At 64.9% G+C, this 21,211-nt stretch carries 18 protein-coding genes; 5 read left to right on the forward strand and 13 right to left on the reverse strand.

Annotated features, from left to right (window positions below; translation table 11 throughout):
- Window positions 1-423: 423 nt before the first annotated feature.
- The 3 genes from ACVOKO_RS18025 to ttcA form a co-directional block, all read right to left on the reverse strand.
- Window positions 424-1,215, reverse strand: coding sequence for a M48 family metallopeptidase (locus ACVOKO_RS18025; RefSeq protein WP_346500495.1), 792 nt, complete (start codon window positions 1,213-1,215; stop codon window positions 424-426).
- A 53-nt stretch (window positions 1,216-1,268) separates the two neighbouring features.
- Window positions 1,269-2,177 (reverse strand): recombination-associated protein RdgC, encoded by a 909-nt coding sequence (locus ACVOKO_RS18030; RefSeq protein ID WP_346500497.1) that lies wholly within the window; start codon window positions 2,175-2,177, stop codon window positions 1,269-1,271.
- A 143-nt stretch (window positions 2,178-2,320) separates the two neighbouring features.
- Window positions 2,321-3,250 (reverse strand): tRNA 2-thiocytidine(32) synthetase TtcA, encoded by a 930-nt coding sequence (gene ttcA, locus ACVOKO_RS18035; protein ID WP_346500499.1) that lies wholly within the window; start codon window positions 3,248-3,250, stop codon window positions 2,321-2,323.
- Between the two features lie 75 nt (window positions 3,251-3,325).
- Between ttcA and ACVOKO_RS18040 the strand changes: the two genes are divergently transcribed.
- The gene (locus ACVOKO_RS18040) at window positions 3,326-3,520 is read left to right on the forward strand and encodes a YdcH family protein (protein WP_152984661.1); all 195 of its coding nucleotides are present in this window, start codon (window positions 3,326-3,328) and stop codon (window positions 3,518-3,520) included.
- 338 nt (window positions 3,521-3,858) lie between these two features.
- Here ACVOKO_RS18040 and plsB read toward each other — a convergent pair whose 3' ends face one another.
- The 4 genes from plsB to ACVOKO_RS18060 form a co-directional block, all read right to left on the reverse strand.
- Entirely contained in the window at window positions 3,859-6,480 is a 2,622-nt protein-coding gene (gene plsB, locus ACVOKO_RS18045) for a glycerol-3-phosphate 1-O-acyltransferase PlsB (RefSeq protein ID WP_430980812.1), read from the reverse strand.
- An 8-nt stretch (window positions 6,481-6,488) separates the two neighbouring features.
- Window positions 6,489-7,472, reverse strand: coding sequence for a hypothetical protein (locus tag ACVOKO_RS18050; RefSeq protein WP_346500504.1), 984 nt, complete (start codon window positions 7,470-7,472; stop codon window positions 6,489-6,491).
- Between the two features lie 299 nt (window positions 7,473-7,771).
- A complete protein-coding gene (gene pyrF / locus ACVOKO_RS18055) occupies window positions 7,772-8,491 on the reverse strand; it encodes an orotidine-5'-phosphate decarboxylase (protein ID WP_346500506.1) in 720 nt (239 codons plus the stop codon).
- Entirely contained in the window at window positions 8,488-9,390 is a 903-nt protein-coding gene (locus ACVOKO_RS18060) for a 5'-nucleotidase, lipoprotein e(P4) family (protein WP_346500509.1), read from the reverse strand. The genes pyrF and ACVOKO_RS18060 overlap by 4 nt, the downstream gene beginning before the upstream one ends.
- A gap of 183 nt (window positions 9,391-9,573) precedes the next feature.
- On the opposite strand from ACVOKO_RS18060, the gene ACVOKO_RS18065 reads away from it, so the two are divergent.
- The gene (locus ACVOKO_RS18065; protein WP_346500511.1) at window positions 9,574-10,239 is read left to right on the forward strand and encodes a YceH family protein; all 666 of its coding nucleotides are present in this window, start codon (window positions 9,574-9,576) and stop codon (window positions 10,237-10,239) included.
- A gap of 6 nt (window positions 10,240-10,245) precedes the next feature.
- Here the strand turns inward: ACVOKO_RS18065 and ACVOKO_RS18070 are convergent, their stop codons facing one another.
- Window positions 10,246-10,767, reverse strand: coding sequence for a GNAT family N-acetyltransferase (locus ACVOKO_RS18070; protein WP_346500513.1), 522 nt, complete (start codon window positions 10,765-10,767; stop codon window positions 10,246-10,248).
- Between the two features lie 434 nt (window positions 10,768-11,201).
- Entirely contained in the window at window positions 11,202-13,184 is a 1,983-nt protein-coding gene (locus ACVOKO_RS18075) for a UvrD-helicase domain-containing protein (protein WP_346500531.1), read from the reverse strand.
- 137 nt (window positions 13,185-13,321) lie between these two features.
- Between ACVOKO_RS18075 and ACVOKO_RS18080 the strand changes: the two genes are divergently transcribed.
- Window positions 13,322-13,942, forward strand: coding sequence for a thymidine kinase (locus tag ACVOKO_RS18080; protein ID WP_346500515.1), 621 nt, complete (start codon window positions 13,322-13,324; stop codon window positions 13,940-13,942).
- Window positions 13,943-14,193: 251 nt separating this feature from the next.
- Here ACVOKO_RS18080 and ACVOKO_RS18085 read toward each other — a convergent pair whose 3' ends face one another.
- The 4 genes from ACVOKO_RS18085 to ACVOKO_RS18100 all read right to left on the reverse strand — a co-directional run bounded on the left by ACVOKO_RS18085 (window position 14,194) and on the right by ACVOKO_RS18100 (window position 18,926).
- Window positions 14,194-15,798 (reverse strand): OpgD/OpgG family glucan biosynthesis protein, encoded by a 1,605-nt coding sequence (locus ACVOKO_RS18085; RefSeq protein WP_346500517.1) that lies wholly within the window; start codon window positions 15,796-15,798, stop codon window positions 14,194-14,196.
- Window positions 15,799-16,271: 473 nt separating this feature from the next.
- Window positions 16,272-17,084, reverse strand: coding sequence for a bifunctional DNA-formamidopyrimidine glycosylase/DNA-(apurinic or apyrimidinic site) lyase (gene mutM / locus ACVOKO_RS18090; protein ID WP_346500519.1), 813 nt, complete (start codon window positions 17,082-17,084; stop codon window positions 16,272-16,274).
- A gap of 313 nt (window positions 17,085-17,397) precedes the next feature.
- Entirely contained in the window at window positions 17,398-17,727 is a 330-nt protein-coding gene (locus ACVOKO_RS18095) for an EF-hand domain-containing protein (protein WP_346500522.1), read from the reverse strand.
- Window positions 17,724-18,926 (reverse strand): DesA family fatty acid desaturase, encoded by a 1,203-nt coding sequence (locus ACVOKO_RS18100; protein WP_430980813.1) that lies wholly within the window; start codon window positions 18,924-18,926, stop codon window positions 17,724-17,726. Before ACVOKO_RS18100 ends, ACVOKO_RS18095 begins: the two co-directional genes overlap by 4 nt.
- A 126-nt stretch (window positions 18,927-19,052) precedes the next feature.
- Between ACVOKO_RS18100 and ACVOKO_RS18105 the strand changes: the two genes are divergently transcribed.
- Complete coding sequence (locus ACVOKO_RS18105) at window positions 19,053-19,877, forward strand: ABC transporter ATP-binding protein (RefSeq protein ID WP_346500526.1); 825 nt, start codon at window positions 19,053-19,055, stop codon at window positions 19,875-19,877.
- A gap of 300 nt (window positions 19,878-20,177) precedes the next feature.
- Window positions 20,178-21,017, forward strand: coding sequence for an acid phosphatase (locus tag ACVOKO_RS18110; RefSeq protein ID WP_346500529.1), 840 nt, complete (start codon window positions 20,178-20,180; stop codon window positions 21,015-21,017).
- Window positions 21,018-21,211: the final 194 nt, after the last annotated feature.

Below are 21,211 nucleotides of genomic sequence, written 5' to 3' on the forward strand. Positions count from 1 at the left end.
GGCTTTTGGCTTTTGGCTTTTGGCTTTTGGCTTTTGGCTTTTGGCTTTTGGCTTTTGGCTTTTGGCTTTTGGCTTTTGGCTTTTGGCTTTTGGCTTTGTCCCTTCTCCCGCCTGCGGGAGAAGGTGCCCCTAAGGGGCGGATGAGGGGGCTTTGGGTTTTGCGGGAAAGCTTCTGCCGAGCATGGCTCGGCACTACAGGCATCGCGGCTTTGCTTCATCCCTGCTCCCGCCTCCGGAACTGCAGCCCCCCTCTTGGGAAAGGTGCCCCGAAGAGGCGGATGAGGGGGGCTTTGGGTTTTGCAGTAAAGCCCCTGCCGAGCATGGCTCGGCACTACAGACACCGCTTGGCTTTGTCTTGAGCCCTTCTCCCGCTTGCGGGAGAAGGGTTGGGATGAGGGGGAGCTCTTGCTTCCGCTTCCGCTCTCAGCCCTGCGCGCGCAGCAGCTGATGCAGGGTGCTCTTCAGCCTGCGCCCCTCTTCGCGCAGGTAATCACGCTCATCCCGCCAGGCGGGAAAACGGGCCTCCACTTCCGCCCAGAACGCCGGCGAATGATTGGCCTGCAACAAGTGGCACAGCTCGTGTACCAGCACGTATTCGAACGCCGACGGCCGTGCCAATACCAGCGCAAGATCCAGGGCCATCGAGCCATCCGGCGCCAGCGAGCCCCACTGCGAAGACATCACCTTGGGCCGCAGCCGCGTCGGTGCGCGCGCCAAGCCCGGCAGATAGCGCGGTAGCCACTGGCCAACATCCGCACGCACCTGCACTTCATAGAACTCGCGCAGCGCGCGCCGCAATGCGGGTTCACCCGCGCGTGCGGACAGCTGGATGTTGACCACGCCAGCATCAACCTCGATACGGGCAAACCGCCCTTCCTGCCATTGCACCGGCAACAACTCGCCGCGCAACGGCAGCACGCCGGGTTCGCGCAACTTCAGCGCCGGTGCCAGCAGGCCATCGCCACCCAACCGCGCCAGCTGCTGCTGCAACCATTGCCGGTTGGCCTGCAGAAAACGTTCGCCGGATACCAGGCTCGCGCGCAGCGGCATGGTCAGCCGCGCGCCGCGTTCATCCACGCTGAGCTTGAGCCGGCGTGCACGCGGGTCACGCACGCGCAGCACGTCGATCTCGGCATCATCCAGACGCAGGCGCACCGTGTCGCGCTGGATCACCGGCGCGGCGGGTGTCATCAAACGGCGGAACAGACTAACCATAAGCCCAGCATAGTCCCTACCCGGTTACGAAACCGGGTAGGCCCACAACGGGTTCAGCTGTCAGCCTTGCTCAGCTTGAAGGCCTGCTCAAGCAGCAGGAACAAGCGACGGATTTCGCCGCTCTGCAAGGCGAAGCGGGCATCCAACTCGGCACGGCGGCCTTCCTCGTCGATGTGCTCAAGCTGGTCCAGCGCGCCATCGAGGAATTTCAGCTTGCGCACGATCAGGTCGTCGCCCAGCACGAAGGACAGGTTGTCCTCGAAGATCAGCGCCAGCTTGGTCACCTGCTTGCCGGCGTCCAGGTGCTTGTCGATCTCGTCGCAGCGCAGTTCCTGGTGCTGGCACTTGACCACCGCACCGCCTTCGGCCGGGTCCTTCATCTCGCATTCTTCGCCCAGGCTCAGGCCTTCGGGCAGCGGCTCGCCAGCGATCCACGCAGTCAGGATGGCACGCGGTGCGACTTCGGCGTTCAGCGGCATCGCCGGGAAGCTGCCGAGCATGCCGCGGATGTCGCTCATCACGTTCTCGCCGGTCTTGCGGCTGGAACTGTCGACGGCGACATAACCGTGCTGCAGGTCGAGGAAGGCATCGGTACGCGAGCTCTTGACGAAGGCGCGCGGCAGCAACTCGTGCAGCAGGTCGTCCTTCAGGCGCTTGCGCTCGCGGCCGCCGGGCTTGCGGCCTTCCTTCTCTTCGATCTCTTCAAGCTTGCGCTGCAGCAGATCGTTGACCACCACACTTGGCAGGATCTTGTCTTCGCCGCCCACGGTCAGCCACAGCGCATCACCGATGCGGTGCGAGAACTGGACCTTTTCTTCACGACCGAACGGCGAGATGAAGCCGCGCGAGGTCATTTCCAGGGCGCCAACAGGCTTGAGCACCACCTGCGGCAACAGCGTGTCGACGTCGGAGAAATCAATGGAAGTCGGGAAACGGAACAGCGTGAGGTTCTTGAAAAACATGGGTGTCCTATTTCGTAATCATGGTTCAGGGCCTTGCTTCTCAGCGCGGGAGAAGCTGCTCCGAAGAGCGTGCCCCCGTGGAGCTCGGGGGCGGATGAGGGAGCGCGCTACCGGACTTCAGATCACCGTAGCACTGCCTACCCTCATCCCAACCCTTCTCCCGGCGGGAGAAGGGCTGCTTGATCTTGTTGATTGTCGCCAACGGCCAGCCAGGCCTGTGCATCAGACTGCGCTGCGTCTTCACGGCGGCCCAGCGACAGGAAATCGAACAGCTTGGGATCGGCCAGCTGCGAGGGCCGGATATCGCCCAGCGCGCGGGAGATCTGTTCGATGCGGCCGGGCGTGTCCTTTTCCCACTGCTTCATCATCAGGCCGACCTGCTTGCGCTGCAGGTTTTCCTGGCTGCCGCACAGGTTGCACGGAATGATCGGGAACTGGCGGGCGTCAGCGTACTCGATGATGTCCGCTTCGCGCACATAGGCCAGCGGGCGGATCACCACATGCTTGCCGTCGTCGCTGCGCAGCTTGGGCGGCATGCCGGAAATCTTGGAGTGGTGGAACAGGTTCATGAAGAACGTGGCCACCATGTCATCGCGGTGGTGGCCCAGCGCGATCTTGGTGAAGCCATTGGCTTCGGCATAGGTGTACAGCGAGCCACGGCGCATGCGCGAGCACAGCGAACACATGGTCTTGCCTTCCGGGATCACCCGGCTCACCACCGAATAGGTGTCCTGTTCGATGATGTGGTACGGCACGCCGATCGAGGCCAGATACTCGGGCAGCACGTGCTCGGGGAAGCCGGGTTGCTTCTGGTCCAGGTTCACCGCCACCAGCTCGAAGGGCACCGGCGCCTTCTTCTGCAGCTGCAACAGCACATCCAACAAGGTGTAGCTGTCCTTGCCGCCAGACAGGCAGACCATCACCTTGTCGCCGGCTTCGATCATGCCGAAATCGGCAATGGCCTGGCCTACCTGGTGACGCAGGCGTTTGCCGAGTTTCTGGTGTTCACGTTCGGCCGCGTGCGGATCACGGGCCCGCGGGGCGGGATCGGGCAGGGAAATGACAGCGCTCATGCGGCCATTCTACCGGGTCGGCGGCATCCCTCACGCGGCCGATGGCAACGTGTATGCTCAACCCCCGTGGAGACCATGACCCCCGAGCAGATCAGCCAACGCATCGCCGTCCTGCGGGCCGAACACCGCAGCCTGGACGAGAACATCGCGCGCCTGGCCGCCAACCCGGACGACGATCTGGAAGCCAAACGGCTGAAGAAGCGCAAGCTGCAGCTGCGCGACTGCATCACCCAGCTCGAATGCATGCTGATACCGGACGAGCCCGCCTGAACGCGGCGTAGTGCCGAGCCATGCTCGGCAAGGGGCTTTGCAAGGCAATCCAGCAACACCGCAGGGCTTGTGGGAGCGGCGTAAGCCGCGAAGCCGGCAGCGTTGCAATCGCCGGCATGCCTGCAATCTGAGCGAGCGATGGCTTCGCGGCTTACGCCGCTCCCACACCCTGCGTCCCATCACCCTGCACGGCCGCAAACAAAGTCAAAACCTACCCCTCCCCAACCCTCCCCTTCGCTACGCGAAAGGGAGGGAGCACGTAGTGCCGAGCCATGCTCGGCAGAAGCCTTACCGGTAACGCTTCAGCGGAGCATGGCTCCGCTCTACGGGATATCCCATCAGCCTGCTGGGGGCACTTCCGGCTTCACCGCTTCCGGGCTCACACGCTCGATGGTGTGGCGCAGTTCGCGGCCGAGGATGAACTTGGCGTCCTTGGCCCAGGCATCCAGGCGTTCATCGAACAGCAGCTTGCTGTTCTGGTCCGGCCACACCAGGCGCAGTTCGCGCATCTTCTGGATGAAGCCGCGGAACAGGGTCTTGTCGAAGAACTCCGGCGCCGCCGGTGCGTACAGCAGGCTCAGCCGTTGTGCGGCCTGCTGGCACAGACTTTCCAGTTCGCCAGCGCCGAGCGTGCCGGGGCCGTTCTTCACCAGCACCGAGATGGCGATGTAATAGCGCTCGAACGCCTGTTGCAGCGAATGGCCGATCGCGCGCAGGCGGAACACCTCGTCGGTCTGGCCAGTGCTGCGTGCAAGCATGCCGCCATCGTCCTCGCCCACGTGCTGCAGCAGGCCTTCGCGTACGAACACGTCGATGGTCTGATCGATACGCGCGGCGAACTCGTCTTCGGTCCACGGCAGGAACAACTCTGCCTGCAGGAACGGGTACAGGCCGCGGCCCAGCCGCAGCAGGCCGCCACGGCTCATGCGGCGGTTGTTCTGGAAGCAGCACGCCACCCACGACGAGGCGGTGAACAGGTGCAGCACGTTGTTGCGGAAGTAGCTCAGCAGCACCGCAGTGTCGCCACTGACGCTGAGCACATCGCCCAGCGGGTGCTTGATGCGGCTGAGGACGTTGATTTCCTCGGCGTGGGCAATGATGCGCTCGGGCGAATGCGGGGTAACCGTGACCCGGTCCGAATACGGCATTTCCACCAGCAGCTTCTTGCACAGCTCGATCTGCGCGATCAGGTCGGCCTCGCCCATCGCGTGCTTGGGCGTGGACAGCAGCGCCAATGCCAGCAGGTTGATGGGGTTGACGTCGGCAGCGGCGTTGATGCGTTCCTGGATCTGTTCGGCCAGCACGTCGACGGTGCCGGCCAGCCAGCTCGGCTTCTCGTCTTCGGGTACCGGTTGGCCGTCCCATTCGGGCGCCATCTTCGCCAGTACGTCATTCAGCGCGATCGGCTCGCCGAAGTTCACCACCACCTGGCCGTAGTTCTGCTTGAGCACCTTGGGAATGCCCCACAACAGCGCCCAGATCGATTCCTTTTCCTTCGGCCGGCCGGTCAGCTCATCCAAGTAGCTGTTGCCTTCCATCAGCTTTTCATAGCCGACGTAGATGGGCTGGAACAGCACCGGCTTGCGCGGCTGGCGCAGGAACGCACGCAGCGTCATCGAGATCATGCCGCCCTTGGGCTGCAGCAGCCGGCCGGTACGCGAGCGCCCGCCTTCGACGAAGTATTCGATCGAGTAACCGCCGGCCACCAGCTGCGCCACGTATTCGCTGAGCACCGCCGAATACAGCGCATTGCCCTTGATCGAGCGGCGGATGAAGAACGCGCCGCCTTTGCGCAGCAGCGTGCCGACCACCGGCAGGTTGAGGTTGATGCCGGCCACGATGTGCGGCGGCACGATGCCGCGGTCGTACAGCAGGTAGCTCAGCAGCAGGTAGTCCATGTGGCTGCGGTGGCTGGGCACGTAGATGATTTCGTGGCCAGGCGCGGCTTCCTTGAACTTGTCCAGGTGGTGCACCAGCACGCCGGCATAGATGCGGTTCCAGACGTGGCTGAGCATGAAGCTGGCCGAACGCACCACCGGGGTGGAGTAATCGGCGGCGATTTCCCAAGCGTAGCCCTGCGCCTTCTTCCAGGCGTCGGTGGTCTTGGAGTTGTCGCGCTTGGCCTGGGTGGCGATGGCTTCGCGCACCGGGTCCGACTCCAGCACCTTGTCCACCAGCAGGCGGCGGGTGGACAGATCCGGGCCGATGATCGATTCGCGGATGCGGCGGAAATGGGTGCGCAGCACGCGCTGCAGCTTGCGTACGGTGCGCTCGGGCTCCAGGCCTTCGTCCACGGTTTCGCGCAGCGATACCGGCGGGGCGAAACGGACAATCGTGTCGCGGCCATTGAGCAGGATCGCCAGCAGGCGGCGGAAGCGGCCAACCAATGCCCAGTTTTCCGAGAACAGCACCGCGAACCAGCCGCTCTGCTTGTCCGGGGCGCGGCCGACGAAGATCGACACCGGCACCAGGTGCACGTCCAGGCCGGGGTTGGCGCGGTGCGCCTGCAGCAGCTTGGCCAGCGAATCGGAATGGGTCTTGGCGCCGCGCTGTTCGGGCAGCAGCATGTTGTTGCTGGAGCGGCGCGACAGGGCCACATAGGCGCGCTTGCGGCCGGTGGGGTCACCGGCCAGCGGCACCAGCGGTGAGGGCAGGCCGGCGTCACGGCAGGCCTTGTCCAGGATCAGCGCGTTGGACAGGCCGTAGTCTTCCAGCACATAGACCACCGGGCGGCCGTCATTGTGCTGGCCGGGCTGCTCGGGCTCGATCTTCAGGCCAAGCCAGGGCTCGACCAGCTTGCCCAGCAGGCGCGCCCACAGCGGTGGACGGGCGGCACGGGCAGGCGCCGCCGGCCGCGCGGGGGCGCCCGGCACGATGGCAGCAGGAGTGGCGGGCGTCGCGTTGGCGTCGTCCGGCGGCAGCAGTTCACCCTGGTCGGGCTGGGATTTCTGTTTCGACATCGGCGCCATTATGGCTTAGCTGCCGCAGCGGCGTTGTCTGGTCTTTCCAGCTCTGGGGTTGGCGCCGGCGCCAGGGCATCGGCCTTGGCCTGTTCGGCCTCGGCTTTGGCCTGCTCGGCAGTGCGCGCGGCGGCCAGCAGTGCGTCCACCTCGCTCAGGGTCCGCGCCAGATACCAGTGCTTGTCGCGGCGTACCAGCGTCACCTGCAGATCCAGCTCCTTGCCTGCCAGCGGATATTGCACACGCACGGTTGCAGTGTCGCCGTCCTGTGACACCAGCCCGGTGCGCATCTGCTGCACGCTTTCATCCAGATTCAAGCCGTACGCGGCCAGCACCTGCTTGCTGGCGGCGGCAAACGGCCCCAGTTTCTGCAGGGTGCCGGTCATGCCCGCGTCCTGGAAGGCCTGTTCGCCAGCCAGGCCGGTGGCGCGGGCAGCGGCGGTAAGGGTGGCAATCGAGCTTTGCGCCAGCTTGGGATCAGGCAGCGGCGCGGCCTGGGCCCAATCGCTGAGCGCGGTGACCAACTGCACGTAATGCGCACGTTCGGCGGCGTTGTAGTCGCCTTGGTGGCTGATGTACTGCACACCAAACAGGCCCAGCGAGTGCGCGGCCTGCCGCACGGCGGCAGTCTGGCCTTCCAGCTGCGCCTTGAAGGCACGCTGCAGCTGGCGTTCTGCGTCCTTCTCCGACAGCGTTGCCAGCAACGCTGGCAGCTTTTCATCCAGCGGCAGCTCGGTCAGCGGCCAACGGCTGTGGCCCTGCGCCCAGGCGGCCTCCAGCTCGGCGTACTGCGCCGGCGGCACCGCATCGCGGGCGTAGGCGACCAGATCGTTGTCGTGCAGGTGCTGGACCAGTTGGCGTACCGCCGCCGCAGGTTCAGTGGCGGCGCCGGGCAGCGCCTCGGGGTTGCGCTTGCAGGCAACCGTCACCGCCACAAGGCAGACGGCAAGCAAGGCGATGTTCTGGCAGCTGCGTAATGAACGTCGTTGCATGGCGGCGTCGATCCTCCCCGTAGGCCGAGCATCTTGAAGCCTGCCCGGTGACAGCAGCAAGCATGGCCGTCACGCCGTCGAAGTACGGGTCGATGGCCGCTGACGCTGCCAATCCCAGGTTCCACACCGGTCCGGGAATAAAAAAAGAGGCCGCCCCGTTGCCGGTGACAGACCCCTCAAACCGGCGCGAAGCCGGTAGACATGTTTGACGCATCGCCGGCAGAGCCGGACGAGACGTAGCCTACGCGCCGGATTCAGTTAAAGCAACACTTTATGAATAACAATGTAAGTTATTGATTTCACTTGATTGAATCGAGAATTTCGCGCTGCATGGCCAGCGCCGCAGCGCGCGGATCGGCCGCCAGCCGGATCGGCCGGCCCACGACAATCGCGTCAGCGCCATCGGCAAAGGCCTGGGCCACGCCGACGGTGCGCTGCTGGTCGTCACCGACCGGGCCGCCGGGGCGGATGCCGGGGCAGACAATGGAGAAACCCTGACCGGTAGCGGCGCGGATCGGCGAGGCTTCCTGGCCGGAGGCGATCACGCCGTCAATGCCGGCGCGCTGCGCGGCCAGCGCGCGCTCCACCACCACGTCCACCGGCTCACGGTCGATGCCCATCTGCGCCAGATCCGGCCGCCCCATCGAGGTCAACACGGTCACTGCCAGCAGGCGCATGTCCGAGGTGTTGGCGGCGGCAGCGGCTTCCATCATGCCGGGGTGCCAGCCGTGGATGGTGCAGTAGCTCACTGGCCACTGCGACAAACGTTTGATCACGCCGGCAATGGTGGCCGGGATGTCGAAGAACTTGAGATCGACGAACACGCGCTTGTCGCGCTTGGCCAATTCATCCAGCACGTCGAAGTACTCGCCGGAGGCCAGCAGCTCCATGCCGATCTTGTAGAAGGAGACCGCATCGCCAAGCTTGTCCACCCATTCGATGGCCTCGGCCTTGCCGGCTACGTCCAGCGCGAAGATCAGGCGTTCATCGGCACGCAGCGGCAGCGGTGCGCGGCTCATCGGGCCACCTCCAGCGCTTCACGCTTTGCCCCGTTGCGCAGATCGGCCGGCAACGACCAGGCATTGTTGATCGCCGCGCCTTCCCAGCCACCGTAGGTGGGGTTGGACAGGATCCACCAGCGCGAGCCGATCCAGCCCTGGTACTTGTCCAGCAGCAGATCACGCGCGGCCAGGCTGTTGTCCTCGACCTGCAGGAAATCGGTGAACTGGTCGCCCACCTGCATCAGCACGCGGTACTGCTGCGCCACCAGCTGGCGGCGGCAGCCCTTCTCGCTGCCATGTTCGGTGCAGCCCGGCACCGGCGTGCCCAGGCCCAGGTAGACGCTGTCATCGGCGACCGGGAAGCCGACCTGGCGCAGGTTGGCGATGGTGGCGTCCTTCATCGCCGCAGTGCGGTTGCTGATGTAGATCATGGTCACGCCCTTGGCCGCCGCGGCCTGCGCGAACTGCACCGCGCCGGGTACCGGCTGGGCCTTGCGTTCATCCACCCAGGCTTCCCAGGTGGCGTCGTTGTAGCTGGTGCCATCGCGCACCAGGCGCGCCTGGTAGGGCGAGTTGTCGAGTACGGTTTCGTCCACGTCCACCACCACCGCCGGCTTCAGCTTGGCCGACTGGTGATTGCCGCCTTCTTCGGGCAGCAGCGCGGTCCAGCTGCCATCGGCCAGCGCCGCGTCCAGCTGCGCGCCGGCCAGCTTCCAGGTCTGCAATGCGCTGGCCCGGTATTCCTGCGAACGCTGCACCCACAGCACGGCATTGAGGTTGTCGTTGGGGGCATTGGCCGGGGCCACCAGGGCGTCGGCCGGGGCCGGTGAAACGCGGCTCAGCGGCGCGGTCGAGCTGCAGGCGGCCAGCGACAGCACGGCGCTGGCCAGCAGGGTAAAGGCGGGGAATCGGGACATGGAAACTACCGGGTATCTTCGAAAACCGGGCAAGTTTACCGGCTCCCTGCCTTGCTCGCCCTGCGCGGCGGAAACCGGGGTCGGCGCAGGGTTTCGCCTTCGGAGCCGCCGCTGCCCCGGCTTCGCCCCGGGTTTTCGCTGTCAGCTATGCTTGCGCCCCCTAGCAACACCGGAACCCGACCCATGAGCGACGACAGCCAGACCCCTGATTTCCCGGTACTTGATGCCGCCCTGGCGCGCGTGCTCGGCTGCCTGATCGAAAAGGAGGCCACCACCCCGGACGCCTACCCGCTCACGGTCAACGCCGCCCAGGTGGCCGCCAACCAGAAGACCGCACGCGAGCCGGTGATGAGCCTGGAAACCGGCAAGGTGCAGCACGCCCTGCGCCAGCTGGAGACCATGGGCCTAGTCCGTCAGCACTTTTCCTCACGCGCCGACCGCTACGAGCACCTGACCGGCATCAAGCTCGACCTGCCGCGCCAGCAGGTGGCCCTGCTCGGCCTGTTGCTACTGCGCGGCCCGCAGACCGTCGCTGAACTGGCCACCCGCAGCGAGCGCATGACCCGGTTCGCCGATGCCGCCGACCTGCGCCACCAGCTGGAGCGCATGCAGCAGCGCGGGCTGGTGGTACAGCTGCCGCGCGCCTCCGGGCAGCGCGAAGACCGCTTCATGCACCTGCTGTCCGGTCCGGTGGATGTAGACGCCTTGGCAGCGCAGTACCGGGCGCCGTCGGGCGCTGCCGCCCCGGCGGATAACAGCGCGCTGGAAGCGCGCGTGCAGCAGCTGGAAGACACCGTCGCTGCCCTGCAGGAGCAGCTGGCAACGCTGCAGGAACAGCTGGGCGGCTGAGCGGGTTCAGTCCTGTGGCGTGTTGACGAACAGCAGCAGCTGTTCGTTTTCGCCCGGCAATACCACGGTGCCGTCGCGCTGGAAGCCTGTTTTTTCCAGCAAGGCCACCGAACGTGCATTGCCCTGCGACACGATTGCACGCAGTTCACCCAGGCCGAGCGTGTTGCGGGCGTAGCCGAGCACCGCCTGTACCGCTTCGCGCGCATAGCCCTGCCCGGTAAATGGCGACAGCAAGGCATAGCCGACATCGGCGCTGGGCAGACCCGGGCGCCGCACCAGCCCGGCATTGCCCAGCCAGGCACCATCGCTGCGACGTTCAACAGCGTACATGCCGAAGCCATGCGCGGCGTAGCTGCCGAAGGTGTGTTTGCGCACGTATTCGCGCGCCTGCTCCAGCGTGCGCACGCCACGGTCGCCGATGTATTGATGGAAGCCGGGTTCATTGAGCAGCTGCAGCATCGCGGCGGCATCGCCGTCGTCATCACGCAGCAGGCGCAGTTGCAGGCGTTCGGTCTGGATCAGGGACATAAGGGGCTCGGTTTTAGCCCCCTCTCTTTTGCGTAGCAAAGGGGAGGGCTGGGGAGGGGTGTTTTTGATTTTGCCCGGTAGAACCCCTGCCGAGCATGGCTCGGCACTACCGCCATCCTTTTGGCCGAAGGCCAGGGAGACGGCTGGGAGCTGTTCGCGCTGAGCCCCAATCAAAACGCAAAACCCGGAGCCAAAGCTACCCCCTCCCAACCTCCCCCTTGGCTGCGCCAAAGGGGAGGAGCAAAGCAGCGTCCCTCGGCCGCAGCAGGCCTGCCCCCTCCCTAGAAGATCTGCCCCCTCCCTTTCGCGCAGCGAAGGGGAGGGTTGGGGAGGGGTAGCTTTTGATGTTGGCCGGTAGAGCCCCTGCCGAGCATGGCTCGGCACTACCGCGCTACCTTTAGCCGTAGCGCTGGGGTGGCTTTCGCGGCAACACCTCAATCAAAAAGCGCTTGAATCGCCGCCAATCCCGCTTTCGCCCGTTCCTGCTTGTGCGCTGCATCGGCTACCGGGTCGGCACCATCGCGCTGGATCTCGCCAGCCGGGATCTCATCAAAAAACCGACTCGGCTTGAGCCGGATGTGCTCGCCGAACTTGCGGGTCAAGCGGCTGAAACTCATCCACAGCTGGATCTTGGCGCGGGTAATACCCACGTACAGCAGGCGCCGCTCTTCCTGCAGATTGCCTTCGTCCAGGCTGACCTGGTGCGGCAACACACCGTCCTCGCAGCCGACGATGAACACATACGGGAACTCCAGGCCCTTGGACGCATGCAGCGTCATCATCCGCACCTGGTTACCGCCGTCGTCCTTGTCGTTGCGCGAGATCAGCGCCAGCTGCGCGGCCATGTCAGCGGCGCTGGCACCACGCGGGCCGCTTTCAAACCACGAGGCCAGTTCTTCCAGATTATTGGCGCGGCGCTCGTAACCGGCCGTGTCCTTGGCCGCATGCCGCAGCTCGGCCAACATGCCCGAATCCTTGGCCACGCGCCGCACCAGGTCGCCCGAGCTCATCTGCCGCATGTCCAGCCGCAGCGCGCGCAGGATGTCGGTGAACCTGCTCAGGCTGTTGGCCGCACGCGGCGTGAGCTGTGCCAAGGCGCCCATGCTTTCGGCTGCGTGGGCCATCGGAATATCTTTCTCGGACGCGAGCTCGGCCAGCTTGGCCAAGGTGGTTGCGCCGACGTCGCGCTTGGGCGACTGCACCGCGCGCATGAAAGCGGTGTCGTCGTCCGGGTTCACGATCAAGCGCAGCCAGGCCAGTGTGTCCTTCACTTCCTGGCGTTCCAGGAACACCGTGCCACCGTTGAGGTGATACGGAACGCCCACCAGCTGCATGGCTTTTTCCAACGGCCGTGACTGGAAATTGCCACGGAACAGGATGCAGAAATCACTCCACGGGATCTTGCGGTTGGTCGCGAGAAAGTGAATTTCAGAGGCGACTTTTTCCGCCTCGTGCTCGCTGTTGCGGCACTCCCAGACGCGGATGCGCTCGCCGTCGGCCTGGTCGGACCACAAGGTCTTCAGATGCTCATGCGGGTTGTGCGCGATCAAGGCATTGGCCGCACGCAGCACGCGGTTGGAACAGCGGTAATTCTGCTCCAGCTTGATGATCTGCAGCGCCGGGTAATCCACCGCCATCTGCTGCAGGTTTTCCGGGTTGGCGCCGCGCCAGGCGTAGATCGACTGGTCGTCATCGCCGACGCAGGTGAAGTTGCCAGCGGGCCCGGCCAGCTGCTTGAGCAACCGGTACTGGGCATCGTTGGTGTCCTGGCATTCGTCGACCAGCAGGTAGCCGATGCGCTCACGCCAGGCCAAGGCGACATCCGGGTTCTCTTCCAGCACCTGCACCGGCAGCCGGATCAGGTCATCGAAATCCACCGCGTTGAACGAGGTCAGGCGGGTCTGGTACAGCTCGTAGACCATCGCCGCGTCTTTTTCGCGGTTGCTGCGCGCCGCCGCCATTGCCTGTGCAGGCGACAGCCCGGAGTTCTTGGCGCGCGAGATCAGGTTTTTCATGTCCTCAATATCGTCGGGCTTGGCATTGGTCCCGCCCAGCAGATCCTTGATCTGCGCGCCGGCGTCGTCGGCATCGAAAATGGAGAAACTGCGCTTCAGCCCCACGTGTTCATGTTCGATCTGCAGGAATTTCAGACCCAGCGCGTGGAAAGTGCAGATGGTGACCTCGGCCGCATCCTCGGCGCGCAGGCGCTTGCCCACACGTTCGCGCATTTCCTTGGCCGACTTGTTGGTGAAGGTGATTGCAGCGATACGGCGGGCCGGGTAGCGGCGGATACCGATGAGATGGGCGATTTTCTCCACGATCACGCGGGTCTTGCCGCTACCGGCACCAGCCAGCACCAGCAGAGGACCTTCGGCATGCACGGCCGCGGCACGTTGGGGGGGATTGAGGGAATCCAGCATCTACAAACGAGTGAATAGGAGTGAGTAACGAGATCGAGCGGGGCGCAATGCCGGCACCGGGGTATTCTGTCACCCCTCGGGATCCGATGTTGCTTTCACTGGTTCCTGGTTCCCACTCCCTAGTTCCTGATTCAATGGCCAAGCTCTATTTCTACTATTCGGCGATGAACGCCGGCAAGACCACCACCCTGCTGCAGTCCGCGCACAACTACCGCGAGCGCGGCATGCGGGTGGCCCTGTTGACCCCGCACCTGGACCACCGCGCCGGCACCGGCGTGGTCGCCTCGCGGATCGGGCTGCAGGCCGAAGCAACCACCTTCGAGCGCGATACCGACCTGGAGAAACTGATCCAGCAGGACATCGCCGCCCACGGCAGACTCGGCTGCGTGCTGGTGGACGAAGCCCAGTTCCTGAGCAAGGCGCAGGTCTGGCAGCTGTCGGAAATCGTCGACCAGCTGCGCATCCCGGTGCTGTGCTACGGGCTGCGTACCGACTTCCGTGGCGAGCTGTTCGAAGGCAGCCAGTACCTGCTGGCCTGGGCCGACGAGATGCAGGAGATCAAGACCATCTGCCACAGCGGCAAGAAGGCGACGATGACCGTGCGCGTGGACGAGAACGGTTTTGCGGTGCAGGACGGCCCGCAGGTGGAGATCGGCGGCAACGAGCGCTATGTGTCGGTGAGCCGTGCCGAGTTCAAGAAGATCACCCGCGGTGAAGGGCGGATTGATCCTATGCAGGCGCCGCTGCCGTTGTAACGCTTTTTCTTCTCACGCGTGCGGGGTTAAGAACAGGCGCCAACGAGCCAGAGGCTCGTGACTGTTCGTACGCCCTGCGTGCTACGCAGGGCCGGGGCGCGGAGCGAGGTGCCCCGAAGGGGCGGATGAGGGGAGAGGCGCGAAGCGCTGCTTTGGCTTTGGCTTTGGCTTTGGCTTTCAAAGCTTCCCCTCACCCCAACCCCTCTCCCGTGAACGGGAGAGGGGCTTGAGCTAAAGCTTGAGCAAAGGCCTCAATACAGCGTCCGCTCCGGCGCACCAACAGCCGGCGGCGTGTACTGGTACAGCCAGGTTTCGGTCAGGGTCTTGCCGCCGCTGCGCAGGTACAGGCGCACGTCGATCTGCTCGGTGCTGCCTTCCGGCGGCACCAGGTCGAACATCGCGCGGTAGCCCTTGATCTCGCGCAGCGGCCGCGCCGAGACAACTTCCACTCGGCCACGGCTGGTTTCCACCACCGCTTCCACTTCGCCCTTGTCGATCAGGCTGGCCAGTTCGCCACCTTCGAAATCGACCGCGAAACGCCATGAGAAATACTCGCGCTTCTTGCCGATGATGCCGCCCAGGCCGGTGCGGCTGGCGACGCAATGGGCGAGCGGCGGACGCGCCGGCGGCTCGGCGCCCCAGTACAGGCGATAGCCGACCAACAGTTCCTGGCCCGGCTGCGGCTTGGCCTTGGGGTTCCAGAAGGCAACGATGTTGTCGAAGGTTTCATCGACGGTGGGGATCTCCACCAGCTGCACCGAGCCTTCGCCCCATTGCCCCTTCGGTTCGATCCACAGGCAGGGGCGCTTCTCGTAGAACACGCCGTCGTCCTGGTAATGGTCGAAGTTGCGGTCACGCTGCAGCAGGCCGAAGCCGCGCGGGTTGTTGTCCACGAACATGTTGAAGCGCAGGTTGGCCGGGTTGCACAGCGGCCGCCAGATCCATTCGCCGGCACCGTTCCACATCGACAGGCCATCGGTGTCGTGGATCTCCGGGCGCCAGTCCCAATCCATGCGGCGGTCGTTCTCGCCCACCTGGTACATGCTGGTGCACGGCGCGATGCCCAGCCGCTCGATTTCCTTGCGCGGGTACAGCGCGCTGTCGATGTCCATCAGCAGCACATCGCCATTGGTGATGGCGAAGCGATAGGCGCCGGCAACGCTGGGCGAATCCAGCAGGCCGTAGACAACCAAGGTGTCCGAGTCGGCGGCGGGCTGTTCCAGGTAATAGGCGATGAAGTCCGGGAACTCCTCCGGGCGACCCATGCCGGTATCGATGGCCAGGCCACGCGCCGATTGCCCGTACTGGCCTTCCTTGCCTACCGCGCGGAAATAGCTGGCGCCGAGGAAGGCGGCGAAGTCGCGGTCGGTATCGGTGCGGGTATTGAGGCGGAACCCGGCAAAGCCGAGGTCGGCTGGCAACTGCCCGCCATGGATACCGCTCTTGCCGTAATTGAAGGCGGCACCGTCATAGGCCAGTTCCTGCGCCTTGCCGTCGACCACGTCGAACATGCGCACCGGCGAATGGAAGTACAGGCCCAGATGGAAGAACTTGGCCTGGAACTTGCCCGGTTGGTCGGCCCACAGGGCGTGATCCTGGCGGTAGCTGATGGACTGGTATTGGTCCCAGTCGAGCTTTTCCAGCTCCGCCGGCAAGGTGCGCTTATGGCTCTTGTAGGGCGTCTGCGCCAGCGCGCGGGCCTGGCCCTTGAGCGTGGCGAAATCAAAGGCTTGCGGCTGGCCCAGCCGCCGCAGCCCCAGCTGGGCCGGCTTGCCGGCCGCACAGGCGGTGAAAGCGGGAAGCCCGAAGGCCGCCAAGGCGGCTGCGGCGTTGCGCAGGAAGTCGCGTCGTTGCATGGAAAGGCAGGCCGAGAAGGGACCGCAGCATGGTAGGCGGATTTACGTGAATCGACAGCCTCGGCCCGTCACTGAATGAACATCCGCTTCAGCTGCCTGTAGCGCCGAGCCATGCTCGGCAGAGGCCTTGCCGGCAAACCAGCAGCAACGGCGCAAAACGCGCAACCCGCGCTGCATGACTCAGCGAAAAGCCACCCCTCCCCAACCCTCCCCTTGCCTGCGGCAAAGGGAGGGAGCAAAACCCGTAGTGCCGAGCCATGCTCGGCAGGGGCCTTGCCGGCAAACCAGCAACAGCGACACAAAACGCGCAACCCACGCTGCATGAGTCAGCGAAAAGCCAACCCCTCCCCGACCCTCCCCTTGCCTGCGGCAAAGGGAGGGAGCAAAACCCGCAATGCCGAGCCATGCTCGGCAGCGGCCTTCGCGGATAACGGCGCTGCCGAGCATGGCTCGGCACTACAGGCGTCCCGCCCTCAACGCTGGCAATACCCGCACCACACCGTTGCCCGCTGGCCAATGCTGGCGTAGCGCAACGCGCGCCCGCACTGCTTGCAGGTCTCGCCCTCGCGGCCGTACACCAGCAGCTCCTGCTCGAAGTAACCGGGTGCACCATCGGGGCTGATGAAATCACGCAAGGTGGTACCACCGCGCTGGATCGCATGACCCAGGATTTCCTTCACCGCGTCGGCCAAGCGTTGATAGCGCGCCCGTGACACCTTGCCGGCTTCGCGCAGCGGGTTGATGCCGGCCATGAACAGGCTTTCCGCCGCGTAGATATTGCCCACGCCGACAACGATGCCCTGGTCCATCAGGAAGGTCTTGATTGGTGCCTTGCGGCCACGGCTGCGCCGGAACAGGTAGTCGCCATCGAAATCCGTATCCAGCGGCTCAGGGCCAAGATCGCGCAGCAGCTCGTGGGTTTCACCTGCGGGTTGCCACAACAGGCAGCCAAAGCGGCGCGGGTCGTTGAAGCGCAACAGCCGCCCGTCTTCCAGGCTGATATCGACATGGTCATGTGCGCGCACCGGCGTATCGCCGGGCAGCACGCGCAGGCTGCCGGACATGCCCAGGTGCAGCACCGCACTGCCCAGTTCGGTGTCCAACAGCAGGTACTTGGCGCGACGACGGATTGCCTCGATGCGCTGGCCCGGCAGCAGTTGTTCTATCTCCGCTGGAATCGGCCAGCGCAGGTCCGGCCGGCGCAGGATCACGCCATGGATGCGGCGATCGACCAGATGCGGCTCCAGCCCGCGCCGTGTGGTTTCTACTTCGGGTAGTTCTGGCATGCGGGCCTCAAGGCGATGTGCTTGCTTGTGTTTGTGGAAACGGCGTAAGCCGTGAAGCTGGTGATGGCGAACGACGGACCTGTATCGATTGCAATGCGCCATCGACTTCGGTTGGATTTTTGGCTTCGCGGCTTACGCCGCTCCTACAATCGCACCGACGATTGTATTTGTGGGAACGGCGTGAGCCGTGAAGCTGGTAGCGATGAACTGCCGGCCAGTACCGACTGCAATGCGCCATCGGCTTCGGTTGGATTTTCAGCTTCGCGGCTTACGCCACTCCCACATCCATATTCCAGGTTTCAGGGGCTGCCGCTCAGCGCGGGGGCGCCATCAGCTCGCGGGCGCTCAGGTAGCCATCGCCGTTGGCATCCTGCCTGGCGAAGCGGGCCAATATCACCTGCCGCTGTTCGTCGCGACTGATCGGCTTGCCGCGTGCGCCGGGCTGCTCGGCAGCTTCCAGCACACCGTCGCCATTGCGATCCATCCTGTCGAAGGCGTACAGCATCCATTGCAGGTATTCGTCCGGGCTGACGCGGCCATCGCCGTCGCTGTCCATGCGCTGCAGGTATTGATTGGTGTCCTGCACCTGCGCCGTCACCGGCAGCGCTGCACCCAGCAGACAAACCAGGAAAATCGTCTTCATGCGGCGCTGAGCGAATAGCCCTTCAGCCGCGCGGCATAGGCCTGCAATGCGGCGCTGCCACTGGCCTCGGCTTCCTGGCACCACTGCTGCAGCTGGCGCAGGCGATCGGCGGCGTCGTGGCTGCGTGCTTCCAGCAAGGCAGACAGGCGCGCGCGGTGTTCAACCAGCAACTGGATACGCGGGCGCTGCTGCACCCAATTATTCAACTGCGCACGGCAGTCGGGTTTCAGCCAGCGACCATCGTTGACCAGGCCCTTGCGCATGCGCCGTGGCAGCAGCTTGCGCAGCTTGGCGCCGGCAGCGGCGGCTTCTTCCTTGAGCGCCGGTGCCAATACATTGCGCTGGTAGTCGGTCATCGCCTGGAAGCGATGCGACAGCAATGCCTTCAAGGTATCGGCATCGGGCACGGCGATGTTCGGACGGATGTCCATGCTGGGTGCAACGCGCAGCACCTTGGCCAGGCGCAGGAACTGCAGCAGGCGGATCATCTGCCAGCCGATATCGAACTCCCAGCGCCGCATCGAGAAGCGTGCCGAGCTGGGAAACGCATGATGGTTGTTGTGCAGCTCTTCGCCGCCGATCCAGAACGCCCACGGGGTGAGGTTGGTGGAGGTGTCGGCCGATTCAAAATTGCGGTAGCCCCACCAGTGACCGAGACCGTTGACCACACCGGCCGCCCAGAACGGAATCCACGCCATCTGCATCGCCCAAAGCGCGATGCCCGGCAGACCGAACAACACGCTGTTGATCACAAACAACAGGATCGGACCAAGGTTGGCATGCGGGGTGTAGAGCCTGCGCTCGATCCAGTCCTCGGGCGCGCCACGGCCGTACTGCTCGATATCGCCACGCAGCGTGCGGGCCTCGCGGTACAGCTCCACGCCGCGCCAGAACACATTGCTGATGCCTTTGGTCACCGGGCTGTGCGGGTCGTCTTCGGTTTCCACCTTGGCGTGGTGCTTGCGATGGATGGCCACCCACTCACGGGTGATCATCGAGGTGGTCAGCCACACCCAGAAGCGGAAGAAATGCGACACCAGCGGATGGAAATCCACACCGCGATGGGCCTGGCTGCGATGCAGGTACAAAGTGACCGCAAAGATGGTGAGCTGGGTGAACACCAGCAGCACCGCCAGCATGCCCCACCAGCCCAGGCCGGCAACGCCACCGGTAAGGATATCGAGCAGTGCATCAGACATTGCGGGGACTCCAGGCAGTCGGTGCCAGATGAAACCAGTGCTACACATGATGGGGGCTGTCGGCGCAAACTTCATCCACCTGCGGCACGTCCGTTGGTCGAATCCTCAGCTGCCACCTTCACCTGAATGTCCATTGCTCCTGCCGCCGATGCGGTTCCCCTGATTGAACTAGACCATGCCTGCGTCATCCGTGGCCAGGTGCGCGTATTGCATGAGCTGAACCTGCGTATCGAGCAGGGCCAGCACACCGCCATTCTTGGCCCGAACGGCTGCGGCAAGTCCTCATTCATCAAGCTGATCACGCGCGAGCTGTATCCACTGGCTCGGGCTGATGGTCAGGTGCCGGTCAAGGTGATGGGCCAGACCCGCTGGCAGGTGGACCGGCTGCGGGCGCAGCTGGGCATCGTCACCGGCGATCTGTCGAGCAACCTGTCGGACATGCCCGGTCTCAGCGTGGAAGAGGCGGTTATTTCCGGCTTCTTCGCCAGCTATGTGGTGCCCGCGCATCGCGACGTCACCGATGCCATGCGCCAGCGCGCGCGGCATGCGCTGGAACTTGCCCGCGCCCTGCCCCTGCTCGGCCGCAGCTATGCCGAGCTGTCCGCCGGTGAAACCCGGCGGGTGCTGATTGCCCGGGCGCTGGTCAACCAGCCCAAGGCCTTGCTGCTGGATGAGCCCTCCACCGGCCTGGACCTGATCTCGCGCCAGCACCTGATCGACAGCATGCGTCACCTAGCCCAGCAGGGCATCACCCTGGTGTTGGTGACCCACCACATCGAGGAAGTGATCCCGGAGATCAACCGCGTGGTGTTGATGAAGGGCGGGCGCATCGCTGCCGATGGCAGCCGCGCTGACCTGCTGCGCTCCGGGCCACTGTCGGACGTGTTCGGCGGGCCTATCGAGGTGCGCGAGGATGCCGGGCGGATGACGGCCTGGGCTGGCGATCTGTAGTTTTTTGGAGCAAATGCACCCCTCCCCAGCCCTCCCCTCGGCTACGCCGAAGGGAGGGAGCTTTGGCCCCTCCCCTTTGGCGCAGCCAAGGGGGAGGCTGGGAGGGGGTGACTTTGGCCGTTGCTTGAGCCGGCTGCTGCAACCCCACGCGAACAGCACCCCTCCCCAGCCCTCCCCTGCGCGTAGCGCAAGGGAGGGAGCTTTGGCCCCTCCCCTTAGGCGCAACAAAGGGGGAGGGGGCAGCGCGCGGCGGTTGGTGCGATGATGCCCGCCCGCTCCCGTAATTCCGTTGTCCTCGCAATGTCATCTTCTGTTGCCCCGCTGCGCTTCGGCGCCGCCCTCGCGCTGGCCGCCGTGCTCAGCGCCTGTTCCAGCATCCCCACCCTGCCTTCCACCGCAGGCGGCGACTCCGGCACCAAGGTCCCCGGCTATCTGACCGGTACCGCCATCCCCGACAGCCTGGCGCTGAGCCCGGCGCCGCCAGCCCCCGGCTCCGCAGCCGCGCAGCTGGATGACGCCGTCGCCAGCCAGGCCCTGACCATGCGTGGCAGCGCCCGTTTCGTGCAGGCACATACCGATGCCGACCTGAGCTTCCCGGCCGGCGCCGACCAGTTCAGCTGTGCGCTGGGCGTGGCCGTCACCGCCAAGACCACACCGGTGCTGTATCGCCTGCTCGAACGCAGCCGCATCGACGCCAGCGCCGCTACCAAGGCGGCAAAGACGCACTACCAGCGGCCGCGCCCGTTCATGGTCAACAGCGCACCGACCTGCACCCCCGACGATGAGGAAGGCCTGCGCAGCAGTGGCTCCTATCCGTCGGGACATACATCGATCGGCTGGGCCTGGGCCTTGATCCTGTCGGAAATCGATCCGGAGCATGCCACCGCGCTGATCGAACGCGGCCGCAATTACGGCCATAGCCGGCTGGTCTGCAACGTGCATTGGTATAGCGACGTGCAGCAGGGCCAGTTCATGGGTGCGGCAACCGTGGCACGGCTGCATGACAACCCGGAATTTGCCGCCGACCTGGCCAAGGCCCGCGAAGAACTGGTGCACGCACGCACGCTGAATCTGCCGATGCCGCGCGATTGCGCCGCAGAAACCGCAGCGCTGACCTCGGACATCCCCGAAGCCCGCTAAGCAGGCTTATGTAGTGCCGAGCCATGCTCGGCAGGGGCCTTACCAAGAGAAACCTGCAGACCCGGGTAGTGCCGAGCCATGCTCGGCATCGAGATCCAAGCGACCCGATTTTGTAGGAGCGGCGTCAGCCGCGAAGCAAGCGTTGTTTGAATCACAGACATGCCTGCAACCGGGTCCACTCCTGGCTTCGCGGC

The sequence above is a fragment of the Stenotrophomonas sp. STEN240 genome (assembly GCF_056756175.1).